Origin of the sequence: Streptomyces sp. PKU-EA00015, from assembly GCF_013387495.1 — a bacterium.
Classification (GTDB): domain Bacteria; phylum Actinomycetota; class Actinomycetes; order Streptomycetales; family Streptomycetaceae; genus Streptomyces.
Genome location: NZ_JABZEE010000015.1, coordinates 128,638 through 155,031, shown reverse-complemented (window position 1 = coordinate 155,031; position 26,394 = coordinate 128,638). Strand labels below are relative to the sequence as shown.

Annotated in this window: 24 protein-coding genes and 2 pseudogenes; 16 read left to right on the top strand and 10 right to left on the bottom strand. The window is 68.4% G+C overall.

Annotation, left to right across the window (positions count from 1 at the left end; translation table 11 throughout):
• Positions 1 to 70 precede the first annotated feature (70 nt).
• Entirely contained in the window at positions 71 to 244 is a 174-nt protein-coding gene (locus HW130_RS13950) for a hypothetical protein (protein ID WP_177149855.1), read from the bottom strand.
• 528 nt (positions 245 to 772) lie between these two features.
• On the opposite strand from HW130_RS13950, the gene HW130_RS13945 reads away from it, so the two are divergent.
• The 4 genes and pseudogenes from HW130_RS13945 to HW130_RS13930 all read left to right on the top strand — a co-directional run bounded on the left by HW130_RS13945 (position 773) and on the right by HW130_RS13930 (position 3,788).
• On the top strand, positions 773 to 1,228 hold the full coding sequence (locus HW130_RS13945; protein WP_177149854.1) for a potassium channel family protein: 456 nt from the start codon (positions 773 to 775) through the stop codon (positions 1,226 to 1,228).
• A 298-nt stretch (positions 1,229 to 1,526) separates the two neighbouring features.
• Positions 1,527 to 1,967, top strand: a complete 441-nt coding sequence (gene nsrR, locus HW130_RS13940; RefSeq protein WP_177149853.1) for a nitric oxide-sensing transcriptional repressor NsrR — start codon at positions 1,527 to 1,529, stop codon at positions 1,965 to 1,967.
• Between the two features lie 85 nt (positions 1,968 to 2,052).
• Positions 2,053 to 3,246, top strand: coding sequence for a globin domain-containing protein (locus HW130_RS13935; protein WP_309140430.1), 1,194 nt, complete (start codon positions 2,053 to 2,055; stop codon positions 3,244 to 3,246).
• A 114-nt stretch (positions 3,247 to 3,360) separates the two neighbouring features.
• Positions 3,361 to 3,788: pseudogene (locus HW130_RS13930) on the top strand (hypothetical protein).
• A 153-nt stretch (positions 3,789 to 3,941) separates the two neighbouring features.
• Here the strand turns inward: HW130_RS13930 and HW130_RS13925 are convergent.
• From HW130_RS13925 to HW130_RS13900, 6 genes are all read right to left on the bottom strand, one after another.
• Positions 3,942 to 4,589 carry a TMEM175 family protein gene (locus tag HW130_RS13925; RefSeq protein WP_309140429.1) on the bottom strand — a complete coding sequence of 216 codons (648 nt, stop codon included), beginning with the start codon at positions 4,587 to 4,589 and terminating at the stop codon, positions 3,942 to 3,944.
• A 200-nt stretch (positions 4,590 to 4,789) separates the two neighbouring features.
• Complete coding sequence (locus HW130_RS13920) at positions 4,790 to 4,993, bottom strand: cold-shock protein (protein WP_100105551.1); 204 nt, start codon at positions 4,991 to 4,993, stop codon at positions 4,790 to 4,792.
• A gap of 477 nt (positions 4,994 to 5,470) precedes the next feature.
• Positions 5,471 to 7,498 (bottom strand): CocE/NonD family hydrolase, encoded by a 2,028-nt coding sequence (locus tag HW130_RS13915; protein ID WP_177149851.1) that lies wholly within the window; start codon positions 7,496 to 7,498, stop codon positions 5,471 to 5,473.
• Between the two features lie 87 nt (positions 7,499 to 7,585).
• Positions 7,586 to 8,893, bottom strand: coding sequence for an ATP-grasp domain-containing protein (locus HW130_RS13910; protein ID WP_177149850.1), 1,308 nt, complete (start codon positions 8,891 to 8,893; stop codon positions 7,586 to 7,588).
• Positions 8,894 to 8,979: 86 nt separating this feature from the next.
• The gene (locus HW130_RS13905; protein ID WP_177149849.1) at positions 8,980 to 9,207 is read right to left on the bottom strand and encodes a DUF5133 domain-containing protein; all 228 of its coding nucleotides are present in this window, start codon (positions 9,205 to 9,207) and stop codon (positions 8,980 to 8,982) included.
• 176 nt (positions 9,208 to 9,383) lie between these two features.
• Positions 9,384 to 11,168, bottom strand: a complete 1,785-nt coding sequence (locus HW130_RS13900) for a sigma-54-dependent Fis family transcriptional regulator (protein WP_177149848.1) — start codon at positions 11,166 to 11,168, stop codon at positions 9,384 to 9,386.
• A 179-nt stretch (positions 11,169 to 11,347) separates the two neighbouring features.
• Here HW130_RS13900 and HW130_RS13895 point away from each other — a divergent pair, with 179 nt between their 5' ends.
• The 6 genes from HW130_RS13895 to HW130_RS13870 all read left to right on the top strand — a co-directional run bounded on the left by HW130_RS13895 (position 11,348) and on the right by HW130_RS13870 (position 17,970).
• Positions 11,348 to 12,373, top strand: a complete 1,026-nt coding sequence (locus tag HW130_RS13895) for an NAD(P)-dependent alcohol dehydrogenase (RefSeq protein ID WP_177149847.1) — start codon at positions 11,348 to 11,350, stop codon at positions 12,371 to 12,373.
• A 19-nt stretch (positions 12,374 to 12,392) separates the two neighbouring features.
• Positions 12,393 to 13,988 carry an extracellular solute-binding protein gene (locus HW130_RS13890; protein WP_177149846.1) on the top strand — a complete coding sequence of 532 codons (1,596 nt, stop codon included), beginning with the start codon at positions 12,393 to 12,395 and terminating at the stop codon, positions 13,986 to 13,988.
• Between the two features lie 80 nt (positions 13,989 to 14,068).
• Positions 14,069 to 14,947, top strand: coding sequence for a carbohydrate ABC transporter permease (locus HW130_RS13885; RefSeq protein WP_177149845.1), 879 nt, complete (start codon positions 14,069 to 14,071; stop codon positions 14,945 to 14,947).
• A complete protein-coding gene (locus HW130_RS13880; protein ID WP_177149844.1) occupies positions 14,944 to 15,789 on the top strand; it encodes a carbohydrate ABC transporter permease in 846 nt (281 codons plus the stop codon). Before HW130_RS13885 ends, HW130_RS13880 begins: the two co-directional genes overlap by 4 nt.
• Positions 15,786 to 16,889 (top strand): ABC transporter ATP-binding protein, encoded by a 1,104-nt coding sequence (locus tag HW130_RS13875; RefSeq protein ID WP_177149843.1) that lies wholly within the window; start codon positions 15,786 to 15,788, stop codon positions 16,887 to 16,889. The genes HW130_RS13880 and HW130_RS13875 overlap by 4 nt, the downstream gene beginning before the upstream one ends.
• Position 16,890: 1 nt before the next feature.
• Positions 16,891 to 17,970, top strand: a complete 1,080-nt coding sequence (locus HW130_RS13870) for an ABC transporter ATP-binding protein (protein WP_177149842.1) — start codon at positions 16,891 to 16,893, stop codon at positions 17,968 to 17,970.
• A gap of 274 nt (positions 17,971 to 18,244) precedes the next feature.
• On the opposite strand, the gene HW130_RS13865 is transcribed toward HW130_RS13870, so the two are convergent.
• Both HW130_RS13865 and HW130_RS13860 read right to left on the bottom strand, forming a co-directional pair.
• Entirely contained in the window at positions 18,245 to 18,808 is a 564-nt protein-coding gene (locus HW130_RS13865; RefSeq protein WP_177149841.1) for a hemerythrin domain-containing protein, read from the bottom strand.
• A 466-nt stretch (positions 18,809 to 19,274) separates the two neighbouring features.
• On the bottom strand, positions 19,275 to 19,964 hold the full coding sequence (locus HW130_RS13860; protein ID WP_218183502.1) for a DUF4142 domain-containing protein: 690 nt from the start codon (positions 19,962 to 19,964) through the stop codon (positions 19,275 to 19,277).
• Between the two features lie 293 nt (positions 19,965 to 20,257).
• Between HW130_RS13860 and HW130_RS13855 the strand changes: the two genes are divergently transcribed.
• The 6 genes from HW130_RS13855 to HW130_RS13830 all read left to right on the top strand — a co-directional run bounded on the left by HW130_RS13855 (position 20,258) and on the right by HW130_RS13830 (position 25,883).
• Entirely contained in the window at positions 20,258 to 20,896 is a 639-nt protein-coding gene (locus HW130_RS13855) for a hypothetical protein (protein ID WP_177149840.1), read from the top strand.
• Positions 20,897 to 20,998: 102 nt separating this feature from the next.
• On the top strand, positions 20,999 to 21,226 hold the full coding sequence (locus tag HW130_RS13850; protein ID WP_177149839.1) for a ferredoxin: 228 nt from the start codon (positions 20,999 to 21,001) through the stop codon (positions 21,224 to 21,226).
• Entirely contained in the window at positions 21,216 to 22,607 is a 1,392-nt protein-coding gene (locus tag HW130_RS13845; RefSeq protein WP_177149838.1) for an FAD-dependent oxidoreductase, read from the top strand. Before HW130_RS13850 ends, HW130_RS13845 begins: the two co-directional genes overlap by 11 nt.
• A gap of 24 nt (positions 22,608 to 22,631) precedes the next feature.
• Positions 22,632 to 23,870 (top strand): cytochrome P450, encoded by a 1,239-nt coding sequence (locus tag HW130_RS13840; RefSeq protein ID WP_177149837.1) that lies wholly within the window; start codon positions 22,632 to 22,634, stop codon positions 23,868 to 23,870.
• 264 nt (positions 23,871 to 24,134) lie between these two features.
• On the top strand, positions 24,135 to 25,043 hold the full coding sequence (locus HW130_RS13835; protein ID WP_177149836.1) for a triacylglycerol lipase: 909 nt from the start codon (positions 24,135 to 24,137) through the stop codon (positions 25,041 to 25,043).
• 279 nt (positions 25,044 to 25,322) lie between these two features.
• Positions 25,323 to 25,883, top strand: coding sequence for a hypothetical protein (locus HW130_RS13830; RefSeq protein ID WP_177149835.1), 561 nt, complete (start codon positions 25,323 to 25,325; stop codon positions 25,881 to 25,883).
• A 267-nt stretch (positions 25,884 to 26,150) separates the two neighbouring features.
• On the opposite strand, the pseudogene HW130_RS35895 reads toward HW130_RS13830, so the two are convergent.
• A pseudogene (locus tag HW130_RS35895) lies at positions 26,151 to 26,286 on the bottom strand (IS5/IS1182 family transposase); the annotation flags it as partial.
• Between the last annotated feature and the right edge of the window lie 108 nt (positions 26,287 to 26,394).

The following is a 26,394-nucleotide window of genomic DNA, read 5'->3' as shown; positions in this document are numbered from 1 at the left end:
GCCTGCCCCCTCGTTCTTTCCCCGGCCCACCCTGCGGAGCCTCGACTCGTCGTGTTCCCACGCGCCTGCGTCACCGCCGGCTCGAGCCCGCTCGGGTGCGGAGGGTGTGCACGAGCCGACGGACGACGGCGACGGCGGAGACGCCGTGAGGGCCTCTGCCGAGCCGGGAGTCCACGGCCGGCCGGCGACGGGCGTTCCTGTACCGCCGCAGTTCGCGGACGATGGTGTTCAGCTTGGAGGACATCCGGCCATCTCCCTCTGCGTTTCGGTTTTTCGGGGCAGACACCCCGCTCACCGATTGCCCCGTAGGAAGCGCGACATGCCTGACGCCTGCACTCGCCGGAATCCACGAGGACGCGCCGCGCCATGGCCCTTCGCGCGCAACTCCTCCTCGGCGTAGGACGACGCGCCGACGGCTCCGGCGGGGCGACGCGTTCTCGACGCGGCGGAAGAAGTCTTCGGCGAGCCCTGATGCCATCGGAACGGCCACAGGACGGCGAGGTTCACATGAACGGTGCCGTGTACCGCCCAGTGGTCTTCACGCCTCGAATGTTCGCCCCGCCGGACGGCAGTTGAGGTCCGGGTATGGGCGGCGATGCGCCGATGCAGGCCACCGCCGACATGATCTGGAGCGCCTGCGCCCACCATTGGGGATGGACATGACACCGCACCCGGCCGGCGCAGCCGGGTTCTCGACGGCGACCCGAACGCCCCGCTCGGCATGCCGGGGCACCTGCCCGCGTGGACACTGGGCGCGGGCGAAAGGAGTGTCATGCTTCCCGGATTCCTCACCAGGGCGGTCGGCGTGCTGCTCGGCCGGGAAGGACGGTCACTGCACCTGAAGGCGGCGGGCGGCGCGACAGTCGTCCTCGTGCTGGTGATGCTCGGCGGTTCCTGGGCCGTCGTGGCCGCCGAGGACGGGGCTCCCGGCGCGAACCTGACGTCGTACCCGAGGGCGCTGTGGTGGTCGATCGAGACGGCGACCACCGTCGGTTACGGCGACTTCTACCCGATCACGCCATGGGGCAGGGTCGTCGGCTCGGTCGTCATGGTCGTCGGAATCACGACGTACGGCATGGTCACGGCCGCACTGGCGACGTGGTTCGTCGGGCGGGAGGAACGACGGCTCAGTCGCGCGCACCATCTGCGCGACGACGCCCTCCAAGCCCTGCACGAACGCTTCGACCGGCTCGAACGCCTGCTGGCCGGCGAACGGGACGGCGACTGAGCCCGTCATGAGCAGAGCAGGAAGCGATCTCTGAAGCGTGGAACGCCCCCGAACCAGAACTCCGTCCGGGCTCCGCCAGCCGCCACACCGTACCGGCCGTTGCCCGGCAGAGCGCATCCGGTGCTGCGTCGTCGAAACCCGAGGAGTCGCCGTCTGCTGATCGCCATTCGCTGTATCCGATCCGCCCGACAGCGTGGACGGCCCTCTGCCGCGGACCGCCGGTCCGTGACGCACTCCACACGGTCACAGACGCCATTCAAATAGGAATCGTTCATTCGTATTTGCTAGCGTCCCGACTGTGCGACTGACCAAGTTCACCGACCTGGCGCTGCGATCCGTCATGCGTCTGGCGGTCTGTGCCGATGACGAGGTGCTCACCACCCGTGAGGTGGCGGAAGCCATGGACGTGCGGTACACCCACGCGGCGAAGACGATCACGCGCCTGCAGCACCTCGGTGTGGTGGAGGCCCGGCGCGGCCGCGGCGGAGGGCTCGCCCTGACCGGCCTCGGCCGGCGCGCCTCGGTGGGTTGGCTGGTGCGGCAGCTCGAGGGCGAGGTCGAGGTCGTCTCCTGCGACGACCCACCGTGCCCCCTGCGCGGGGCCTGCCGACTGCGGAGTGCACTGCGCGACGCCCAGGAGGCGTTCTACGCCACGCTCGACCCGCTGACCGTGGCCGACCTGGTCGCCTCGCCCACGGGGCCGGTGCTGATAGGCCTGGCCGGCCCGCCACCGCGGTAGCCCGGTCCCTCACATGCACCTGCGCGTCAGAGCGAGGGCTCACGCGCCTCAAAATACGAAGATCATTTACCTATTAGGAGTCACAGTGCTCTCCGAGCAGTCCGCCCCGGTCGTCCGGGCCACTCTTCCGGCGGTCGGAGCCGCCATCGGGAACATCACCGAGTTGTTCTACCGGAAGCTGTTCGATGCCCATCCCGAGCTGCTGCGCGACGTGTTCAACCGCGGCAACCAGGCCAACGGGGAGCAGCAGAAGGCGCTGGCCGGCTCCATCGCGGCGTTCGCGGGCCTGCCCCTGGAGAAGCCGGACGCGCGCCCCGACGCGTTGCTGGCCCGGATCGCGCACAAGCACGCCTCGCTGGGGATCACCTCCGACCAGTACAAGACCGTCCACCGGCACCTCTTCGCGGCGATAGCCGAGGTGCTCGGCGACGCGGTCACCGATGAGGTCGCTTCGGCCTGGGACGAGGTCTACTGGCTGATGGCCAACGCCCTGATCGCCATCGAGGCCCGCCTCTACCAGGAGGCGGGCGCAGCGGAGGGCGAGGTCTGGCAGCGCATGGAGATCACTGAGCGGCGCCAGGAGACGCCCGATGTCGTCTCCTTTCTCCTGCGGCCCTGCGACGGCCGGCCGGCGGCGTCCTTCCGGCCGGGCCAGTACGTCAGCGTCCAGGTCGAACTCCCCGACGGCGCCCGGCAGATACGCCAGTACAGCCTCTCTTCCGCCCCCGGCCGGCCGAACTGGCGGATCAGCGTCAAGCGCGTCCGCGACATGGCGAGGCCGGACGGCGAGGTCTCGTCCTGGCTCCACGAGCACGCACAGCCGGGCGACACGCTGACCGTGTCGGCGCCGTTCGGCGACCTGGTCCTGCCGGAGCGCGACGGCCCGCTGCTGCTGGCGTCCGCTGGAATCGGCAACACGCCGATTCTGGCCATGCTCGGCCAACTGGCCTCCACCGGCTCGGCCCGCCGCGTCATCGCGGTCCACGCCGACCGCTCCCCCGCCGACCACGCCCACCGCGAGGAGCAGCTCGGCCTGGTGCGGACACTTCCGAACGCCCGGCTCCACCTGTGGTACGAGGTGCCCGGCGACCAGGCACCGGAGGCGGCGGCCGGCCAGGCCGACGTGGGCAGCCTGGCACTCCCGGGAGATCTGACCGCCTACCTGTGCGGTCCGCTGCCGTTCATGCGCGCGGTGCGTGGCGACCTGCTGCGGCTCGGCGTGCCCGCGGAGAGGATCCACTACGAGGTCTTCGGCCCGGACCTCTGGCTGGGCCAGTAGGAGCGGGGGCCCGCACCCGGGGCGGACGCGACCGGCGCGGGCCCCTGACGAGGGCCGTCCCTGTGAGACCGGCTCGCAGGCGCAAGGGACGTCGTAGAGAGAGGAATACACCGTATGCATGCCACTTCGGCGGCCGTGGCCGCCGCGGCTGTCTTCGTCTGGCTCGGGATGGTGCTTGCCATCTCCTTCCTGGAGGCGCCGCTGAAGTTTCGGGCCCAGGCGTGAACGTACGGATCGGGCTCGGCATCGGCCGTCTTGTCTTCCGCGCGCTCAACCGCGTCGAGGCCGTACTGGCCGTTGTCGTGATCGCTGCCGTCGCCGTCGGCGATCCGCCGGCGGCGGTGGGGGTCCTGACGGCCGTCGCCACCGCGCTGCTGGTGATCCAGCTTGTCGGCGTCCGGCCCGCCCTCAACCGCCGGTCCGACCGGGTGCTGTCCGGGGAGGACGTTCCCCGCTCGCGAGCACACCTGCTCTATGTGGTCTGTGAGGTGGCCAAGGCCCTCACCCTGCTCGCGCTGGGCGCTACCGCGCTGATGACCTGAACATCACCACCGCTCCGCCGCGCTGGGCCGTACCAGCGGGGGCCCGCCTGGTCCGGGGACAGGCTCGCAGACGAATCGTCGCAGGGAGCAGCTCGGGCGGAGCCAGCAGGCCGTGAGACCGAGCCGGCCACCAAGTGGTCCATGAGTGAGTTCCTAGGCGGGAGAGGGACCGGTGCCGGATCGCCGGGAGAGCCAGATACGCAGCGGGACAGCGACCAGCCACGAGAGCTGCGCCAGCACGGGTGAGGCAAGGGTGAGCGGCATCGAGGCCGCGAAGACGACCACCACGACCAGGCCCTGCTGGACGGACCGGGTCAGAGTCTCGCGCGGGATGCCCGGTTTCACCAGGGCCGGCCGGCAGACGAGCCGTAGCGACATCGCGGTCATCAGGCTCGAGGCGGCAGCGATCGCTCCCGCGTAGATCATCGTCGCCGGAGCGGTGTCCCCGTACTCGCTGATCAAACGCGTCGGGAACGGAAGCCCTGCGATCACGGCCAGGAGCGCCAGATAGAGGTACAACAGCCACGCGTCGAGCCGGCCGATCGAGGTGAACAGGGCATGCTGAGCCAGCCACAGCATCCCGATGACGGCGAAACTGAGGACATACGCGCCCACGTCGGGCAGTGCGTCGTGGAGCGCGTCGCCGAAATCCGAGGGGGCCAGCCCGTCCGGCACACCGACGTCGAGGACGAGCAGCGTGATCGCGATGGCGAAGACCGCGTCCCCGAACGCCAGAAGCTGCTCGGGCCCCATGGCCGGCCTGCCGCGTTCGACTCCCGGCCCACGTCTCACTGCGCTCACGCCCCGGACGCTACCCGGGGGTGCCTGCGGCGGCACGCGGTGTTGGGCCGGGTGCCGGACGATCTGGTTCTTCGGAGCCTGTCGGCCCGGCCGTCTCCCTGCCGCGCACGGCGGCGCTGGTGCCATCCGCCGCTCCGCTCGAAAGGCGGGACGCCGACGCCCGCCCCGGCAGACCGGGGCGGGCGTCACACCGAGGTGGCTCAGGCGGGGGTGATGTTCTCCGCCTGCGGGCCCTTCTGGCCCTGGACGACGTCGAAGTTCACCTTCTGGCCTTCCTGGAGCTCACGGAAGCCCGAGCTGGCGATGTTCGAGTAATGGGCGAAGACGTCCGGGCCTCCGCCGTCCTGCTCGATGAAGCCGAAGCCCTTTTCCGAGTTGAACCACTTGACTGTTCCGCTGGCCATTTGCCCTCCAAGGGGACTGGAAATCGGTTCCCGCACCGCGCGGGAGCCGGAGGTGATCGCCCTGGTCCTCAGAGGCTTTGAACAGCAAATCGCCCGTGAACTCGCGCTCACGGGCGACCGGTACTTCGGAACCATGACAGCTGGCACTGACGCTACACGGCCCGTCACCTCTTCACCACAAAAACCACGGTGCAAGGGGTAGGACGGGTGATTTGTGGCCACTCTGCGTCCCCCGGTGGTGTGGCGCTCCGGAGGCCGCCTGTCCGGTGCGTCGGACCCATAACGTGCGCGGGCCAACACCCTTGGCGCGGTGCGGCCCTTGGTCCAGCGCAGCTCCGGATCGTCCACGGCGGAGCCGCCCGGCAGGTGCCGCTGCGGACCGCACTCGGGCGACTGCCTGTGATGAGCTCGCGGGCCTCCCAGCGCAGCGGGTCCGGGACGGCACGGTGAGCGTCGGCCGGCACCACCGCGCAGCCCTCACAAGTGGTCGCGGGGCAGTGTCTCGTTCCATGTACGGGAGAAGACACGGCGGTCGTTTTCGAAGCCGTCCAAGGTGGCGTCGACGAAGAACTCGGTCTCGCTGGACCTCAGCTTGGTGCGCGTCTCCACCCGTACGTCCCAGTCGTCCCGACGAAATCGCATTGTCCAGGTCGCTTCTCCGCTGACCGAGGTGAAGTCGTCGGCGACCGCGCTGTACTTCTCGTAAGCCCGCAGGCCGACGTCGAGGCCGATGTCGTCGTAGCGCACCATGCCGCGATCCTTGACGATCTCGAGTTCGGAGTTGTAGCCGACCAGGTCTCGTTTGACCTCCCAGCGTTGTTCCGGAGGGGTCAGCTGGATGGTGGTGCGGGGTGCTGTGCCCTCGGGCTCGCCGAACGGACGCTGGGGAAGGTGGTCGGGCTCACCCGCCGGGCGCAGCGGCAGCGTCAGGCTGCTCGTGCCCTCGTAGACGCTCAACAGCACTGGACGGGGCGGGGGCCAGGCGAGCGGCCAGTAGGAGGTGGACAGCGACAGCCGGATGCGGTGTCCGGGCGGGAAGGCCTGGGCCACGCCGTTGAGGCGGACGGTCGCCCGGTAGCGGGTGCCGGGTGTCAGCGGCTCCGGTGTTCCGGTCTCATTGCGGTGAGTGAGATTGAGCAGGCCGTACGTGACGCGGGTGGCGCTGCCGTCGGGTGCCACGTCGGACAGCCGGGCGGCGACCATGGCGACCGGTTCGCTCACCGAGAGGTCCAGTTCGACGCTGGGAGAGCCGAGGATCTCGACAGGCTCGACGAGTTGGTCCGTCTCGAAGACCAATGAGCCGCCGTCCTCCTCCCGCTGGTCGTAGGGCAGGTCGGGTGGCGCGTTGTACGAGGCCCACTTGCCGGCGAACTGTCCGACGGACAGGGGAGACTGCACGGTCAGGGCATCCTTGCTCGACGTCGTCTCACCGGGGGTGCCGATGCGATGCCGGCTGAGGGGGTGGGCGGTCGGCACGACATGCGGTGAAGGCCAGTCCGGTTCGCCCACCCAGCGACCGGGCCGTTCCTCGTAGCGGGTGGAGGGCGGCACGCTGTCCTGCATCCAGGTCTGCAGCATGGGCCCTTCCATGATTCCGTTGTCGACGCCCTTGAGCCAGTGGTCCCACCATGCGACGACCTCTTGCAGATAACCGATGGCGGGGCCCGGTTCGCCGAGGTGGGGGTACTTGTGCGACCACGGGCCGATCAGGCCCTTGCGCGGTACGTCCAGGTTTCCCAGCAGACGCGTCACCGCGTTGGAGTAGCCGTCCGCCCAGCCGCTGGAGGCGAGGACGGGGCAGCGAACGTCCTGGTAGTTCTCGCACACCGAGGCATGCTGCCAGTAGGCGTCGCGGCGCTGGTGACGCAGCCACTGCAGCACCCACGGACGGGTGTTCTCCAGGCGTTCGTGCCACATCTCCCGCCAGCGCGCGCCTACGACGGAGGGGTCCGGCGGGCAGGTGGCGTAGGCGAACATGGTGCCGGCTTCGGCCAGGTTGTCCGACAGCAGGGCGCCGCCCATGTAGTGCATGTCGTCGGCGTACCGGTCGTCGGTGAAGGAGGCGATGACGATGGCTCGCAGGCTCGGCGGTTGCCGTGCGGCGACCTGAAGGGCGGCGAACGCGCCCCAGGAGATGCCCATCATGCCGGTATTGCCGTCGCACCAGGGCTGCTCGGCCAGCCAGGCCAAGGTGTCCTCTGCGTCGCTCTGTTCCTGCTCCAGGTACTCGTCCGCCAGCACACCCTCCGACTCGCCCGTGCCACGCAGATCGACGCGGACGCAGGCGTAGCCGTGACCGGCGATGTAGGGATGGTGGATGGAGTCGCGTACCGAGGACAGGTCGCGTTTGCGGTACGGGATGTACTCCAGCACGGCCGGTACGGGTTCCGCGTCCGAGGAGAGGGGACGCCAGATCCGGGCCGACAGGCAGACGCCGTCGGACATGGGGACGGCGATGTGTTCCTCTTCCGTTGTCGCGTAGGGCAGGTTGCTCACACAGCGCATACGGCCGGCTCTCTCCTTGTCTTTGCTCGGGCTGGGTGGCTGCCGCGGACTTTGTTCGGCACACCGGTCGGACGAGGCCGTCCTGCGTCAGGCGCTCTTCTCGTCCCGGCCTGCCGACGCGGGCCGGTTGAAGGTGAGGTCCAAGGCGGCCACGCAGCGGTCGTACTTCTCGCGCAGATCCTCTTCGCTGTCCCCTCCGGTGAAGACGTGGGCCAGCTCAAAGCTGTAGCTGTCCTGCTCGGGCATCTGCGACAGCCGCTGGCCCTCCTCGGGCACCATGTCGACCCGCACACCGGGGATCTCCCGCTCGATGCGCCTGAGGTCCTCATCGGAAGGCACATCGTGCACCACACCGTCGGCGAACCAGCGGTAGTACCACTTGGCGGCAGTCTTGTAGCGACCGGCGCCCTTGGGCAGGCTCGGGTCCTTGCCGAGAGCGAGGCTGATCATGCAGTGGTGGTTGGGCACGCCATCGACGTACTCGAACAGTTCGGCGTGCGACTGGGAGTGCCGGGGATTGATCTCCAGCAGGTTGATCGCGTCGGTCCGCGGATCGTAGAAGTACTCGATGCTGAACGTCGCCGAGTCCATCCCTATCCGGCGTATCACACGCTCGGAGACGTCGTGCAGGCGCCGCACCACGGGCTCGGGGAGCGTGGAGGGGTACTGGTGGCGCAGAAAGGACGAGCTGTCGGGATAGTTGATGGAGTCCAGTGCACCGTAGACGGTGACCTCGCCGTGGTGGACGTACCCCTCGACCGCGACCTGGATGCCGGACAGCGCTTCCTCCGCCAGACACACCTGGCCTCCGATGCCCTCCATCTCCGGCGGCAGGTCCAGCTGGTCGAGGATGTACTGGAACGGGCGACCGACGCGGCCGACTCCCTCGCGGATCTCCTCCACCGCCGCGCGGAACTCCTCCTCGTTCTTCACGCCGAAGGCCAGCTCCGACGAGTACGACAGGGCGGGTTTGAGCCACATCGGGAAACGGACGCCCTCGGGCGGGCGCGGGTCCCTGGCCTCCAGATCGACCCGGCCGAAGCGTGGGTGCTCCTCCACCACCTTCTGCTGCTCCAGGCGACTCCAGTACTTGTGCTCGCACTTGACGACCGACTCCAAAGTGGTGCTGCGCGTGCCGTACCGCTCACTCAGGATGGGCACGAGTGTGCTCACCGGGAAGTCCCAGTAACCGACGATCGCGTCGATGCTTCCGTCGAACGCGTTCAGTACGCCCTCGGCCTTCTCCAGAAGTCGGGGCACGGACACCTCGCCGACCTGCAGCTCCTGCAGGGTCAGGAGCGGATGAAAGCGGTACTCGCGAGCATGCGGCACGTTCAACAGGGTGTTCAGGTTGGCGTCGTCCAGACCGATCACGAAGATGTTCTTCTTGCTCACCGGATCTCCTCGGGCATGTGGTGTCTCTTGTCCGGGACTTTTCGATCCTCGCCACGCAGGTGGCCGGCCGGCTCAACAGGGCACGGTCAGGTGCCGAGCAGGGAGTCGTCCTCGGGGCGGGCCCCGGGGAGCCGGTGGCGGGCTGCGACGAGAGCGGCGGCCACGTCGCTCGTTCCGGTCGAGACGCACAGCGTGTAGGCCAGATCGTCCATGCGCTGTCGCGCCTGCGACGACCCCTTCTCGGCGCGCAGCACACGCAGCGCGTCGTACTGTTCGAGCAGATTGCGCAGGACGACAGGGTGAGCCATCAGCACGGGGGGAGCCTCCTTCGGGCAAGGTCGCTGCGGATCGGGGGTTGGCTCGCGCCTACCCCCCGCCTCGCACGACATGCCGTCACGATCACCGTTGGACGGCTCTGGACCACCTCTTGTCCTCCAGCGGCCACCCGCACCGCTCGGCCGCTCTGCCCGCCCCGCAGCAGCAGCAGCAGCTAGGTGAGGCTCGACGGGACGATCCCGTAACGGCGCATCTTGCGGTACATGGTGGCGCGGGAGATGCCGAGGTCCTGCGCGGTGCGCTGGACGTTGGAGTTGCGCTCCATCAGGCCACGCAGAATGGCATCCCGTTCCAGCGCTTCGATGGTGGTCAGGACCTTGTGGGACGACACCCGGCATTCCGGCGGGAGATCGTCCACGTGGATCGTCCCCGCCAACGGGCGCCGTGCGAGGCCGCGGATCACCGCCTCCAACTGTCGGACGTTCTCCGGCCAGGGACAGCGCTCCAGCATCGCCAGTGCGTCCGGGGAGCAGCTGCTCTCTCCGCCTGGCCGGTATTTGAGCAGGAAGAACCGAACCAGGTGCTCGATGTCGCCATAGCGATGACGCAGGGGCGGCACCTCCACCGAGGCCCCACACAGACGGTCGAGCTCGTCGTCGGGCGTGACCATGGACGGTTGGCTGGTCATGATCAATTGCCCCTGGGCGGTCCCGTCGGGGTGCGCCAGCAGGCTTGTCAGCTGCCGGCGCAGCTGATCGCCGAGCAGGTGCACGTCGCGCAGGACGACCACCGTCGACGGCCGGGCCCGCAGCTCGCGGACGTCGCGCAGCCAGTGCTCGGCGGCGTGCGGTGACTCCGACAGCGGCGCTTCCACCATCTCGAGCCGGCGCCCGGCACTGTGGGCCCGGTGGACGGCATGGACCAGCGTCCGCTTGCCGGCACCGGCCTCGCCCACGAGGTGAAGCCAGGATCCGGCGACGAACGCCGCCTCGGTTTCGGCGACCGCGCGCAGCCACTGCGGGGAGGAGCCCACCAGCCCCAGGCCCGATCGTCCGGGGCCGGTGGAAAGGGCCGGTCCGGGCTGGGGGCGTCCGATGACCCGGACCCGGAAGACTGCGCCCGCGTCGCTGTCCTCGCGCCGGCTTCGGCTGACCCGCAGCTCGGCGACTCGTCCGGAGGGGAGGGCGATACTCCGTGTCCCTTCGAACCGGGCATCGGCGGCGATCTCCCGTGCGTGGTCGAGCAGCGCGTAGTGATCCGGACCTGTCACGGCTGATCTCAACTGCTCGTTCATCATGACGACTTCAGGGTTGAGGGCCAGGACAGGTCCCGGGCGCACCGAGGAGCAGGCGTCCATGTAGTCCTGGAACAGGGCCCGCTCCCGTCGCGAGCTGATCGCGGCGATCTCGCCTTCGATCTGGCCCGCGACGGAGCGGGCCAGGGCCATGAGCATCCCGGCGGAGCCCTGACGGAGCGTGGTCAGGTTGAAGGCTCCCAGCAGCGTGCGCCGGACGGGATGCAGGATCGGCACGGCCGCACAGTGGAAGTCCCGGAGCTCCTCGACGTAGTGCTGGCTTCCGGCGATCATGACCGGACGGCCGCTGGCCAACGCGGTCCCGATGCCGTTGGTGCCCACATAGCGCTCGGCGAACACGTGGCCCGGGGCCAGTTGCACTCGGTTGAGGCGCGTCGTCAGACCCTCGTGGGAGAGTTTCCGGGACAGCACCACGCCGTCCCGGTCCGTGATCATCGTGGACACCGGGTCGTCGGCGAGCTGCTCGTGCAGCCTGTTGACGATCGGCAGCGCCGCCCTGGCGAGCGGGCTGTCCAGATTGGGATTCTCGAGGTACGGAGCGTTGATACGGCTCGACTTCACCTCGTACTCGATCGAGCGCTGCCACGAAGCGACCAGGAGCGGGCGGGCGCTCGGATCCTTGGTGACTTCCAGATACAGCTCTCTGGCTGCTGTCAGCGAGCTGCCAGGCCGGCGTCGGGGCATTTAACACTTCCGTATCACGCGCGTCATCCCTCGATGGACTGATTGGAACAGCTCGATGACGCCGCGCCTATGGCGTGTATCACATTGAGACATCCGCGGACCGTTTCTGAGACATCGGCCTGCGAGCAGCGGCCTGTGTAATCGGCGCACCGTCCACCCGCCGAATCGCAGGGAGCGCCATGAAAGCCGTGCAGGTCATCGAGTACGACGAGCCGCCAGTCCTCGTGGATGTGCCGGACCCGCAGATCACCGGTCCGCTGGATGTGATCGTGAAGGTGGGAGGTGCGGGAGTCTGCCGCACCGATCTTCACATCCTCGAAGGACAGTGGGCCGCCAAGAGCGGAGTCGCCCTGCCCTACACCATCGGCCATGAGAACGCCGGCTGGGTGCAGGAGGTGGGGCAGGCCGTCACCAACGTCAAGGTCGGCGACCCGGTCATCCTGCACCCTCTCGTGACCTGCGGTCTGTGCCGGGCCTGCCGGGCCGGCGACGACGTGCACTGCATGAGCTCGGCCTTCCCGGGCATCGACGCCGACGGGGGCTATGCCGAGTACCTGAAGACCACCGCCCGCTCGGTCGTGGCGCTCGACCCGTCCCTCGAGCCGGCTTCGGTGGCCGCTCTGGCCGATGCCGGGCTCACCGCGTACCACGCCGTCGCCAAGGCGGCCCGGATCCTGCGACCGGGCGACCGGGCCGTGGTGATCGGCGCCGGAGGTCTCGGGCACATCGGTATCCAAGTGCTCCGGGCTCTTTCTCCGGTCGAGATCATCGTGATCGACCGGAGCTCGGATGCCCTCGCCCTCGCCAAGGAGCTGGGGGCCGAACACACGCTGGTCGCCGACGGCAGTGAGACCGAGCGCGTGCGGGAACTCACCGGAGGGCACGGGGCCGAGGCGGTTCTGGACTTCGTCGGCGAGGGGGGCGCGGTCGAGACGGGCGTGGCCTGCCTGCGCCGTAACGGCAACTACTACGTGATCGGCTACGGCGGCCGGCTCGACGTTCCGACGATCGACGTGATCTCCACCGAGATCAACTTCATCGGCAACCTCGTGGGGTCCTACAACGACCTGTCCGAGCTGATGGTGCTGGCAGCCCAGGGCAGGGTCGGCCTGCACACCCAGCGGTACCCCCTGGCGTCCTTCCAGGACGCCCTCGACGACTTGTCCGCCGGTGCCGTACGCGGCAGAGCGATCTTGATTCCCTGACGGTCGAAGGAGCACTCCCATGGTCAAGAGTTCGTACAGGGGCGTGGTCGCCGCCGCGATCGCCGTGGCCCTCTCCGCCACTGCCTGCACCGGCCAGGGTCCGGTGGAGAATAAGCCCGACAAGCCCGCGATGTTCAAGCCGGGTTCGGAGATCAGCTACCGGGCGTACAGCAAGGCGTACCCGGCGACGAAGGTCAAGGACGTCCCGGGGCCGTGCAGCTATGAGTCCATCAGCCGTAAGGACTACTCCGGACAGACACTGAAGATCATCAGCCATGCCGTCCCCGTCATCGGCGAGCCGACCCAGCTGCACGCCCGGCAGTTCGAGGAGATCACCGGGGCGAAGGTGCAGGTGGTCAACGTCCCCTTCGGGGAGCTGCACCAGAAGATCCTCACGCCCCTGCAAGCGGGCCAGCCGGCGTACGACGTCATGTTCTACCCGTCCTTGTGGATCGGTGACATGGCCCCCTATCTGGCCCCGGTGCCGAAGAAGTACCTGGACACTCCCGGCATGAAGGACGTCACCAAGGCCTACATGGACGTGGCGACCTGGGACGGACAGGTCGTGCAGTACCCCGTGGACGGTGACAGGCACTATCTCAAGGTCCGGACGGATGTCCTCGAGGACCCGAAGCGGCAGGCGGCGTACAAGGCGGCCACGGGCAAGGACCTCCGGACTCCCAGGACGTGGGCCGAATACCAGGAGGTCGCCTCGTTCTTCAGCGGCAAGGATGTCGACGGTGACGGCAAGCCGAACTTCGGCAGTGCCGAGGTGACCAAGCGTGACGACCTGACGTTCTCGGCGTTCATCAGCCGTGCGGCGCCGTACGTCAAGCACCCGGATGTCAAGGGTGGCCTCTTCTTCGACGTCAACACCATGAAACCGCTGATCAACACGCCCGGTTTCGTGCGCGCCCTCGAGGACATGGTGAAGGCCAAGTCGACCTGGGCACCGGGCGGCGCCAACTTCGGCCTGGGGGACGAAATCCTGTCCTTCGGCGGTGGCCAGAGCCTGATGTCCTATTCGTGGGACGACGCCTTCATCCAGGGCCAGCAGCCGGACGGCCAGATCCGCAACAAGATCCGGGCGGCAAAGTTGCCGGGATCCGAGGAGGTCTACAACCGCACCACGAAGAAGTGGGACAAGAAGCCCAACCAGGCTCCCTACTTCACCTGGGGCTGGACCTCGGCGGTGGCCAAGGGTGCGCGTAACCAGAACATGGCCTTCGACTATCTGTGCTTCTTCAGCAACGAGGCCAACACAGCCCTGGACCTGACCATCGGTCGTTTCGGTGTCAACCCCTACCGCAACGCGCACTTCAACGCGGAGTTCTGGGAGCAGCAGGGCTGGGACAAGGACGTCGCCGAGTCGTACGTCGAGACACTCTCCGGCATGGAGTCGAGCATCAACCGCGTCTTCGACCTTCGCGTACCGGGTGTCAACGGCTACATGTCCGCACTGGCCGACGGCGTCGCCGCGGCTCTCGCGGGACAGAAGTCTCCGCAGCGCGCGCTGGACGACGTGGCCGCGGAGTGGGACACCATCACCGGCCAGATCGGCAAGGACAAGGTCCGAAGCGCCTATCGACACGTGGTCGCACTCGAGGACAACTGACCTGATGACGGGACGTCCCGGGTGGCCGGCCGAGCCGGTCGGCCACCCGGGGGCGCCCGCCCACTTCCACAAGGACAACCATGGAAGCTCTGCGCCGGCACAAGAGCATGTTCCTCCTCCCAGGACTGCTCACGCTCGCACTCATCATCATCTTTCCGCTTCTGTTCACCATTCGTGTCAGCTTTTCCGGCTGGAACGTCAGCAACCCTCAGTTGGACTTCATCGGTGCGGCCAACTACGCCACGATGCTGCACGACAGCCGATTCTGGTCCTCGATCATGCGTCTGGTCCTGCTGGCGGGCGGCACCGTCCTGATCCAGTATGTGATCGGATTCGGGATGGCCCTGCTCGTCTGGCGTGAGACACGCGGCCGTCGTCTGTGGCGGGTGCTGTTCCTCGTCCCCATGATGACCACTCCCGTGATCATGGCCGCCATCTGGCAAATGATCTTCCACGAGTCGCTGGGGCCGGTGAACGATCTGCTCGGGATGCTCGGCCTGCCCAAGGTTGCCTGGCTCACCGAGTCCGGTCCGGCGCTGGTCGCGCTGATGACCGTCGAGGTCTGGCAGTGGACCCCGTTCATGTTCCTGCTGCTGCTGGCCGGCCTGTTGAGCCTGCCCAAGGAACCGTTCATGGCCGCGGCCATCGACGGGGCGGACGCTTGGCGCACCTTCCGGAAGGTGACCTTCCCGCTCATGGCGCCGGTGTCGGTCGCGGCGATCATCATCCGGCTGATCGAGGCGTCCAAGCTCTCCGACAGCGTCTACGTGCTGACCTCCGGGGGGCCCGGCTCCGCCACGGAGACGCCGGGCTACTACCTCTACATCCAGGGGCTCAGGGATCAGCAGACGGGGTACAGCGGGGCGATGTCCCTGACCTATCTGGTCCTGATGATCGTCACGCTCACGGTCGTCGCCGCCCTGCTCGCCAGGGCCTTCAAGCTGAAGGGGGACTCATGAGGTCGCGCCTTTATCCCGTATTCAAGTACACGGTGATCGCCCTCTGGGCGTGCTTCGTCGCGGGACCGTTCTTCTGGGCCATGACGACCAGTTTCAAGGACGTCAACGGCGTACAGAGGGGCGCCACTTACCTGCCATGGCTGCAGTACGAACCCACCGTCACCGGGTGGCGCAACATCTTCGGCGGAGCCGGGGGTGTCGATGTGATGCAGCCCTTCGTCAACAGCGCCATCGTCACCGTCGCGGCCTCGGCCATCAGCCTCGTCCTCGGGTCCCTGGCCGCCTACGCGTTGTCCCGATACCGCTTCAAGTTCGGCTTCGTCAAGAACAGCGACATCGTCTTCTTCTTCGTGTCGCAGCGGATCATGCCGCCCGTCGTCCTGGTGATCCCGTTCTTCTACCTGCTCCAGTGGACGGGCCTGCTGGACACCATCCTCGGACTGGTCATCGTGACGGTCGCCCTGCTGCTGCCGATCGCGGTCTGGGTGATGGTCGACTTCTTCAACGGCATTCCGCGTGAGATCGACGAGATGGCCATGCTCGACGGCTGCGGCCCGTTCCAGACCTTCGTGCGTGCGATCCTGCCGAATTCCCTGCCCGGGCTGACCGTGGCCGCGATGTTCTGCGTCGTGTTCGGCTGGAACGACTTCTTCTTCGCCTTCAGGCTGACCTTCACCGAGGTCCAGACCCTGCCCCAGGCTGTCGTCGCCCTCAATTCGTCCATCCCGCCCTGGTGGACCCTGTCCGCAGCCGCCCTCTTCGGTGTGACGCCGCTGGTTCTTCTCGCGCTCCGGGTCGAGCGCTATCTGTCAAAAGGCAACCTCTCGGGAGCGGTCCGATGAAGCTGAGTGCCACTGATCTGAGCGCCACCGATCTGTGCCTGACCGTCGACGGCGTCGATCATCTCAAGGAGGTGACCGCGGTCTTCGAGCCGGGACGGCTCCACACCGTCATCGGCCGGACGATGGCGGGAAAGACCACGCTGCTGCGGGCACTGGCCGGTCTGCAGGCGGTCGACTCCGGCTCCCTGACCAGGGAGGGAGCCGACTTCCTGAAGACGCCGGTCTGGCGGCGCGACACCGCCATGGTGTACCAGCAGTTCATCAACTACCCGCATCTCAATGTGTTCGACAACGTCGCCTTCCCGCTCAAGCGGGCGGGACTGTCACGAGACGAGATCCGGCGGCGTGTGAGGGAGAGCCTGGCACGTGTCGGCCTTGCCGACTTCGAGCGGCGCAAGCCGTCTCAGCTCTCCGGCGGCCAGCAGCAGCGAGTGGCGCTGGCTCGGGCCCTCGCCCGATCCACGGGCATCCTCCTGCTCGACGAGCCGCTGGCCAATCTGGACTACAAGTTGCGTGAACAGTTGCGAGACGAGTTCAAGACCCTCTTCTCCGACCAGGGCGACACCATAGTGATCTACACGACGACCGAGCCCGCCGAGGCGATGATGCTCGGAGACGTGGTGCTGGTCATGCACGAGGGGCGGATCCTCCAGATCGGTCCTCCGCAGGAGGTCTTCGAGCGCCCGGCGACGACCACGGTGGCGTCCATCATCAACGACCCGCCCATGAACATCTTCACAGGCCGCATCGGGAGCGGTCAGGTCACGGTTGCCGGCTTCCAGGCCACGCACGTGTCCGCGCATCTCGCCGATCTGCCCGACGGCGCCTACCAGTTCGGCCTGCGCGCGACGGACGTCGGCCTGGCGTCCGCCGGCGTCGAGGGCGAGGTCACCTTCGTCGAGATCTCCGGGTCGGAGACGTTCGTCCATGCGGCCGTCGGCGAGACCCCGTTCGTCATACAGATCGAGGGCATCCATGACGTCGCTCTCGGTGACCTGGTGAAACTGCGACTCCGTCCCGAGCGTTTGTTCGCCTTCGACGAGGAAGGGGCGCTCGTGCGGACGCCTTCCTACGATCTCGCTTCAGTGGAAGGGCGTTGATATGACGCAGTTGGACATCGTCGACGTCGGGCACAGCTACGCGCACGGGGTCGAAGAGGAGCAGTGGGCTCTCAAGCCACTCGCGCTGACCTTCGAGGCCGGCAAGACCTACGCACTGGTCGGGCCGTCGGGCTGCGGCAAGACCACGCTGCTGAACATCCTGTCCGGGCTGGTCAGGCCGACACAGGGCCAAATCCTCTTCGACGGCGCGGACGTCACTGCTCTGCCGACCAAGGCGCGCAACATCGCCCAGGTCTTCCAGTTTCCCGTCATCTACCAGTCGATGACGGTGTACGAGAACCTCGCCTTCCCCCTGCAGTGCCGCCGGTGGGACAAGGCGAGGATCGATGCCAAGGTCCATCAGGTCGCCGAGGCACTGGACCTCGACGACCGGCTGAGGCAGCCCGCCCGGCGGCTCACCGCCGACGACAAGCAGCTCATCTCGCTCGGCCGTGGTCTTGTCCGCGATGACGTGGCCGCCGTGCTGATGGACGAACCGCTGACCGTCATCGATCCACAGTTGAAGCACTCGCTGCGGCGCAAGATCCGCGAGATCACGGAGCAGTTCCGGCCCACGGTCATCTACGTCACCCACGACCAGTACGAAGCAATGAGCATTGCGCAGGAAGTGCTGGTCATGAAGGACGGCCGAGCCATGCAGCAGGGCACTCCGGAGCAGCTTTTCGAGGCCCCTTCGTCAACGTACGTCGGCTACTTCATCGGATCACCGGCAATGAACTTCTTGACCGTGGACCGGGCACACGGCAACGTCACCCTTGGGGGCCGGGCCCTGGCCATGGCGTGGGACATTCCGGAGAGCACCACCGAGGGCCAGGTGGGAATCCGGCCCGAGTACGTCAAAGTCGTCACGGAACCGGGGCCCAACACGTTTCCCGCCAGGCTTCGGGGCGTCCGGGACCACGGGCCGCAGCGCGTGCTCGAGATGGAGGTGGCCGGCCGGCTCATCCGGGCGAAGGTGCCGCGGGAGGAAGGCATTCCGGCGATGGAGGAGGTCCTGGTGCATCTGCCTCGCGCCAAAGTCCTCCCCTACGCGGGAGGTCGCCTGGTACTCCAGTCGTAGATCCTGCTGGTGCCGACGGCCGGTCAGTTGTGCCGGGAGGAAAAGCGCCCGCGCCATCGCGGCTCCCGCACCAGCGGGTATACGCGTAAGCGCAGGCCCGTCCGGGGCGCCGCCGCCGGCCTTGTCCGCAGCCAGCGGCTCCAGGGCGTGTACGCACTCGTCATGGAGCTCGCGCACGTCGATGCCGGTCAGTTCCCTGATCGGGACTCCGGCGAGCTCCAGTCAACGGCGGGCACAGCGGCCGGTGCGGTTGTCGGCGCGCCGCACCGGCTGTTCATTCCTCCCCACGGCGTCCGCTCAGTGCATCCCGAATCCGGTCCACCATCCCCACGCCGGGCGCCAGCAGTTTGGCGACCGGCGGTTTCGTGGGCATGGAGGGATGGGGTCGCGTGGGCGCTGTCTCCTTGGACCGGCGAACGAACTCTCCCAGCTCATCCAACTTCTGCGGTGTGCAGGAGGCTGCCAGCTTCGGGAAGAGGCGGCTCTCCTCGTCACGTACGTGCGAGGCCACCTCCAGCCTCAGCTTCGCGACCAGATCGTTGAACCGCGGATCATCCGCGCTCAGATCCTCGAGGTCCTTGAGCACCCGCTCGACCTTGGCGTGATCGGCCAATTCCTTGTCCGCCAGCATCGCACCGTCCTCGACGTACTCGCGTACCGCCGGGTACAGGTGCATCTCCTCGGCGACCGAGTGCCTCACGAGCTCCCTCGTCAGCTCGTCCGCCAGCTCCCGCCTCCGCCGGTCCCCCACCGGCTGCGCCTCGATCTGCTGGAAGATCTGCTCCACCTCGCGATGGTCGGCCTCCAGCTCAGCAATCACATTCCCGCCGTGATCCATGACAGCCCCTTCGCAATTCCTCGCCCCGCAGTACGGCAGAGCGCTGGACCACGGGAGCTAGCCGGCAACCAGGCATACACCAAAGCCGGGACCTGTCGGCTGCCGACAGACCAGGCGCTCACCTCTCTGGCTCAGCGCCGGCTGATCCGTCACCCGGCCGGAGGGCGGCGGGGGGGCTCCGACCGCCGGTGACCGGTCATGGGCCCGGAGCACCCCGCCGCGCCGCCCCGCCTCGAGGCCGCGTGGAGTGCGGTGGCTTCGGCAGGCCGGCGCGGTTCTGGCGAGGAGGGCTCCGGACCACGGGCCGGGGTGCCGTGTCGAGCTGCGTCACCGTGCCAGTGCCGGGCTCCCGGGCAAGGGCCGGCCGTGTGCCGGGCCCTCCTCGCCCGTAAGAATTGCACAGTGCAAAGGTGTATGCCAGGGGTGGAGGCCCTCAGTGCATCCGTCGGCCCTTCCCCGTCGCCGCCTATGCGGGCGTGACGGCGGCTTCCACTTCCTGGAAGGTGGCGCTGTCGACGAGCCCCGTGTCCTCCAGGACCTCCATGTGGTCAAGCACGGTCTGGTTGGCCTGGCGCGCATGACGGCGGATGAGGTCGTTCTGGGTGGCGGCCCTCACCTCCCCGATGGTGGCGAAGATCTTGCCGTGCGAGGCACGCAGCAAGTTGGCGAAGAGGCGGTCGAACTCGGCTCCGCGGGCGTTCTCCAAGCGCCGGACGAAGCCCTGCTGTTCCTCTGTGGCCTCGTTCGGCAGCGAGACGCCGAGGATGCCGGCGTCCTCGCGCACGAGCTGGTCGAGCTTGCTGTGGCCGTCGAGCAGGTGCAGCCCGGCACGCTTCACCGCTTCGCTGTCGGCGTGGGTCTGCGCCAGTCGGCCGGCGGGGATCTCCCACAGACCCGCTTGGCGGACCTTGACGAGGAAGGTCTTGTCCACTTCGGTCACGGGCTGGGGACCTGCGTGCGCCTGCGCCTGTGAGCGGGTGGTGGACGAGTGGCCGCCGTCGTGCCGCGGGATCCCGGCCGGCGAGCCGGCGGACGCTTCGCCGCCGGTGCCCCGTACGAGGATCAGCAGGGTGGTGACGGCGGCGCAGACCGCGACGACGACCGCGACCATTCGTATCGAAGCCCTGGTATGTGCTGCCCGTCGGTTCGGACGCATGGTGCCTCCTGGATCGGCATGGAGAATTCTTCGTTCCTGTCGTCCCGGGAGCTGTTCGGCGGCTGGCACGGCGCGCAGCAGGAGATACGGCTGTGGCTCCTGCGTTGTTCAACCGGCTTGCTGCTCCATGCCGCCGTCCAGCCGTACGAACGGGATGGATGGCCGAAGCCGGAAGCCACGGCCCGCACGGGCGACCGGGGGTCATGGCTCGGCCTTCCGGGCGGCCCCGGTGGCACGAATCCGCGGATCGCTGCTGTCTGGACGAAGGAAGTGCGGACAGAGAGCGAGGGACCATGGACCACAAGCACGAGCGCCTCGGGACACCACGGGCCGCCGGGATCGCCGGGGTCGTGTTCGCGATGCTGATGGCCACGGCGATCGTCCTGGTGCGCATCGCCCTGCCCGGGGGAGCCGACGGGGACGACATCGCCGTCGATGCCGGGCAGCGGAGCGCTGTGCAGACAGCGCTGGCGCTGCTCCCGTTCTCCGGGATCGCCTTCCTGTGGTTCATGGGGGCCCTGCGCGAGCAGGCAGGTGACGAAGAGGACCGGTTCGTGTCCACCGTGTTCCTGGGCAGCGGCCTCGTCTTCGTCGCCACTCTGTTCGCCAGTGCCGCGGCGGCTGGGACCGTGCTGGACGAGAGTCAGCAGCACCCGCCGTTCGGCCGCCACTTCGCCTACACCCTGCTGACCACGTACGCCATGCGGATGGCGGCCGTGTTCATCTTCACGACCTCGGCCATCGGCCGCCGCCTCGGCGTCTTCCCCGGCCCGCTCGTCGTCCTCGGCTACCTCGCGGGCCTGACGCTGCTCCTGGTGGGAGCGGACGTGCCCTGGTCCGAACTGGTCTTCCCGGCCTGGGCGCTGATCGTCGGCCTGTACATCCTGTCGGGCCGGCGCCCCGCCGGCCCGCTGCCCGCCGCCCCGGCCTGACCGGCCACGGCACTCACCCGAACGGTCCGCCCTCGTCGCCGTATCCCCTCCGGACGCAGAGGGTGGTCGCAGGGGGCCGGACGATCGGAGAGGACCGTTCCCTTGGTAAGGCTTGTGGTCGACCTGAACCACTGTCAGGGGTACGCGCAGTGCGCGTTTCTCGCCCCTGACGTCTTCGCGATGCACGGCGAGGAGGGGCTGCTGTACACCCCGGAAACCGACGAGGCACAGCGCGGGAATCTGGCACAGGCCGCAGCAGCATGCCCCGTCCAGGCCATCCTCGTCGACGCGGTGGACGCACCGGCCGAGGCGGTGTCCGGTGAACGCTGACGGATGGCTGGAAAGACTCAGACGCGAGGGCCGTATCGTCGTCGTCGGCGCCTCGCTGGCGGGCCTGCGCGCCGCGGAGACCCTCCGCGACAAGGGCTTCGCCGGTTCCCTGACAATGATCGGCGACGAGCCGTACGAGCCGTACGACCGGCCCCCGCTGTCCAAGCAGGTGCTGCTGGGCATGTCCACCGCGGACCGCACCGCCCTGCCCAGGCGCCGTGCCCTGGACGCGACCTGGCGGCTCGGCGTCCCGGCCACCGGCCTGGACATGGCCGCCAAGCGGGTGCGGCTGGCCGACGGCGACGAGGTGCCGTACGACCGGCTGCTGATCGCCACCGGCGTGCGGGCACGACCGTGGCCGCGCGAGGCCGAGGCGGAACTCGACGGGGTCTTCGTGCTGCGGACCCGCGACGACGGCGCCGCGCTCGCACGGCGGCTCGCGGAGGGCCCCAAGCGGGTCTTCGTCATCGGCGCCGGGTTCACCGGCTCGGAGATCGCCTCCGCCTGCCGCGAACGCGGCGTCGCCGTCACCGTCGCCGAACGCGGCGCGGCGCCCCTGGTCGGCGCGCTCGGCGGGGTGGTCGGCGCGGTCGCCGGCGACCTCCAGCGCAAGCACGGCGTCGACCTGCGCTGCGGGGTCATGGTGACCTCGTTGGAGGGCGACGCCTCGGGACGGGTGCGCGCCGCGCACCTGTCCGACGGCTCCACCGTCGAGACCGACGTGGTGGTCGTCTCGCTCGGCGCCACCCGCAACACCGAGTGGCTCGCCGGGTCCGGGCTCGGTGCCGGGCCTCGCGGCATCGCCTGCGACGCCGGCTGCCGTGCTTTCGACGTCCGTGGAATCGTGACCGACGACATCTTCGTCGCCGGTGACGTCGCCCGCTCCCCGCACGCCCTGTTCGGCTACCAGTTCCTGTCGCTGGAGCACTGGGGCAACGCCGTCTCGCAGGCAAGGACCGCGGCCCACAACATGCTCAGCGAGAGCACCGACCGCATCCCCCACATGTGGGTGCCGGCCTTCTGGTCCTCACAGTTCGGCGTGAACATCAAGTCCGTCGGTGTGCCGTCGCTCGGAACCGAGATCGTCATCTCCCAGGGCACGCTCGACGATCACCGGTTCATCGGCGTCTACGGATACCAGGGACGCGTCATCGGCGCGGTCGCCTTCGACCATGCCCGGTGGCTGCCGTTCTACCAGGAGCAGATCGAGACCACTGCACCGTTCCCGCCGCCGTTCCCCACGGTCGACCGGCGCTCGGACGGACAGCGGCCGATGGACGCCGACTTCCCCGACCCGTCGATCCCCACCCACGGCCCCACTGTGACCCTCAGCGGATACTCACCGGCCGACCGCCGGATGACGTTCACCCCCGCACACTGACCCGCACGGCCACGAGGACCCGCCATGACGCCATCCCTGCTGCACCAGATCCTGGACTACGCCAACCGCGCCAATCCGTACCCGATCTACGAGGAGCTGCGCAAGACACCGGTCCACCAGGAAGCGGACGGGCCGTACGTCGTGAGCACCTACTACGAGATCCGCAGCCTCCTGCACGACCCTCGTATCAGTTCCGACGCCCGCAATCTGGCCTCGACCACCCACGACCCGCTGGCCGAGTCGGCCCAGGAAGAGGAGAGCGCCCTGCCCCCGGGCTTCCTGCGGCTCGACCCGCCGGAGCACGACCGGCTGCGTCGCATGACCAACCGGCCCTTCGGCCCTCCGCACTCCCCCCGCCGGGTCGACGGGATGCGCCAAGAACTCCACGACATCGTCTCCGGCCTCATCGACGGCATCGGCGACACCGGCCGGATCGACCTGGTCGACCAGTTCTCCTACCCCTTCCCCGTGACGGTGATCTGCCGGCTGCTCGGAGTGCCGCGCGAGGACGAGGCACGCTTCCACACCTGGGCGGACACCATCGCCGCCAGCCTGGATCCCGATCCTGACGCGGACCCCACTGAGCGGGGCAAGATCTCGCACGACGCCCGTATGCAACTGGGCATGTACCTGGCCGGGCTGATCGAGGAGCGCCGCAAGAACCCCAAGGACGACATGCTCTCCGAGCTGGCCACGGCCAAAGGCCAGGACGGCCCGATGACCACGATGGAACTGCTCAGCACCGCCGCGCTGCTGCTGATCGCGGGACACGAGACCACGGTCAACCTCATCACCAACGGAATGCTGACTCTGCTGCGCAACCCCGACATCCTGCAACGGCTGCGGACCGACCCACGGCTCGCCGTGCCCATCGTCGAGGAACTGCTCCGCTTCGAACCGCCGGTACAACTGGTGCCGCAGCGCACGACCGTCGCGGACATCGAGATCCACGGCACCACCATCCCCAAAGGCGCCTCCCTCTGGCTGGTCCTGGCAGCCGGCAACCGCGACCCCCAGCGCTTCGAGAACCCCGACCGCTTCGACCCCGACCGCCAGGACATCCAGCACCTCGGCCTGGGCAGCGGCATCCACAGCTGCTTCGGCGCACCACTCGCCCGGCTCGAAGCCCAACTCGCCCTGTCGGAACTCGCCCGCAGACTCGAGAACCCACGCCTGCTGGAGGACCCACCCTCCTACCGGCAGAACGCCGTACTCCGCGGGCCACGACACCTGCCCATCGCCTGCGACGGAATCCGTCCCTGACGCCTCCCTCTGACGGCACGCACCGCCCTCATGGGGCGTTTCGCGACCGCCGGCTTGCCGGAATCGGCCGGAACGCACCGGCTGGGGCGTCCCAGGCACGGATTGGAGGCGCAAGGCGCCGAAGAGGGACAGCGGTGCTCCTGCGGTCCGGGCTGTCCGGGACAGCCCAGACGTGTCCCGGACAGGGAAACAGCCTGGTGGGAGCGTGGCCTCTGCGGAACAGTCGACGACTGTCAGAGTCCACAAACACCTGGGAGTTCACCCATGAGACTCCGTTCGTCCCTCGCGACGTCCACGGTGAGCGTCGCTCTCCTGCTCACGGCGACCACCGCGGCCGGCGCTGTCACTCCCTCCGATGCCACCACGACCGGCCGGTCCGGGATCGGGGCCTCAGCGCCTCCACGGGAGAACAGCACGCTGCGTCCGGTCTTCTTCATCAAGGGCTATACGCCCGGCGACAAGTGCGGCGACAAGTGGAAATCAGCCGTCAAGCTGTTCAACAAGTCGAAGTGGAAAGGGGAGTTGCACCGCGTCGGGTTCTACGGAACAGACGATGCAGGGTGCGATGTGCGGATCGACCCCGGCGGGCAGGGCACCGCTGACACGTCCCTGAAGGATCTGGGACGTGAACTCGCCTGGAAGATCCACACGATGTACTCCTCCAAGGGACAGACCGTCGACCTCGTCGGCCATTCCATGGGCGGGCTCATCGCCCGGGCTGCGGTGGCCGGATACGAACAGGGCGACCCGACCTGGCCGGACACACTGTTCGTGGAAGACGTCGTCACGCTGGGCACCCCGCACAAGGGCGTGCGGGCCGCCCACTGCGTCATCAACCGGCAGTGCCAGGAGATGTACCCGGACAGCACATTCCGGCGCTGGCTCGGAACCGAACTCCCCCAAGCACAGGGGGGAACGGACTGGACCCTCATCGGCTCGAACGCCGACTGGAGCGTCAGTGCCGGGAACGCCGCCCCCACCGACGTCTGGGCGCAGCACCTCGTGCGCTACTCGGAGCGGTCGAACATCGACCACTCGGCGCTGCGTACCCACAGGACGGGCGTGTACCCGCTCCGGTACACCAACAACGGCGGCGCCTGGGGATCCCTGACGCGCGGCGCCGCACCCTTGCGAGCAACGATGAACGCCCTGTACTGGCACAGGCAATGGTGAGCCTCTCCCTCACTGCGCGGTCTGGCGCGGTCCGGCATCCGTGACATCAGCGGCCGGCGGACCAGCCGGGCGCGTAATCGCCGGCTGTCACCCCACACGAGTCCCGCCGTGAGGCGTCGGCCAAGCGCTCGTCACATCCACCGTGCGCACGACAGCAAGGCAGCCCCGGCAACCTGACCTGGTTGCCGGGGCTGCCTTACGTCCTCGGCAGTGCAGTCGGCTCGTCGGCTGGGGTCGGGCGAGGGAAACCGCCATCCGGCCGTCTGAGAGGCTGTGGCCATGGCAGAAGAGATCCCCCTCTGGCGTCGGCCCACCCGCGGTGGTTGGCGCGTCGATGTCGACGAGACGCGCACCCGCGCCGACGTGATCGACCCCTCGGGACAGGTCCGGGCGTCCGTCGCCATCGAGCCTGTGCCGCACTTCACCGGCTGGTTCGCCAAGCGGCAGAACGCGGTCACCAGCCGCGCATTCGAGACCAACGGTCCGTCGCTGCCTGCCCGGACACCCACCCCGGTCACACTGCGTCCGCACGATGAGCAGGCGTTCGTCAGCGATGGCACCCACAGCGGGCGCCGTCGGGAGAAAGCCGGTCGTGCCCTCGTCCACGGCCGGAGTTACGCGTTCCTTCACACCGGCGGGCAGAGTGCCGACGCAGTGCGGGACGGCACCCGAATCGCCTCGTTCGCCAAGCACGGCTTCCGCCCCCACGACGGCCACGTCAGCCGCGACGACCACCATGTCCTGGACGAGACCGACGAACTGGTCATGACTCTCTTCGAGAAGCTCCTGAGGCCCGGACGCCCCGGTGCCGTCTCCGACATCCTCACCGACCTCACCTGAGCCTGCCGGGCCACGGCCCGGCCCTGCCCGGCAGCTGATCACCTCGGATCGTTGGTCCGGGTGTGCCGGTGACCGGCGCGCGGATCACATGGCTGGGCGAGCCTCTGGCGGCGGCGAGTGGGCAGGCCGGGGACCGGGTGGTGACAGTGAGGAGGCTGAGCCCGCCCAGTGGGGAGACATCGGGGCCGGCGACGTCGACCGTGCCCTTCAGCGGCGAGGCGGTGGCGACGTCGGCGCGGGCGTCGACGACGTCGGCTGCCGCGACGGGATGCCCTGGAACAGCAGCCGGTCCGGATGCCGCTTACGCCCGGGGTGCCGGGCCCCGACGCCAGGCCTTGGGCAGCAGTGGCTCGACCACCGCCCACAGCTCGGCGTCGGCTTCCCACGGCTTCGGCCGAGCCACCCAGCCCCCTGGATCATCGGTCCCGGAGTGATCCGACCACCTTGAAGATCATTTCGTGAGGAGTTCCCAGACCCGGGAGTCGGTACATTTGTGCCAGGGCGAGCTGCA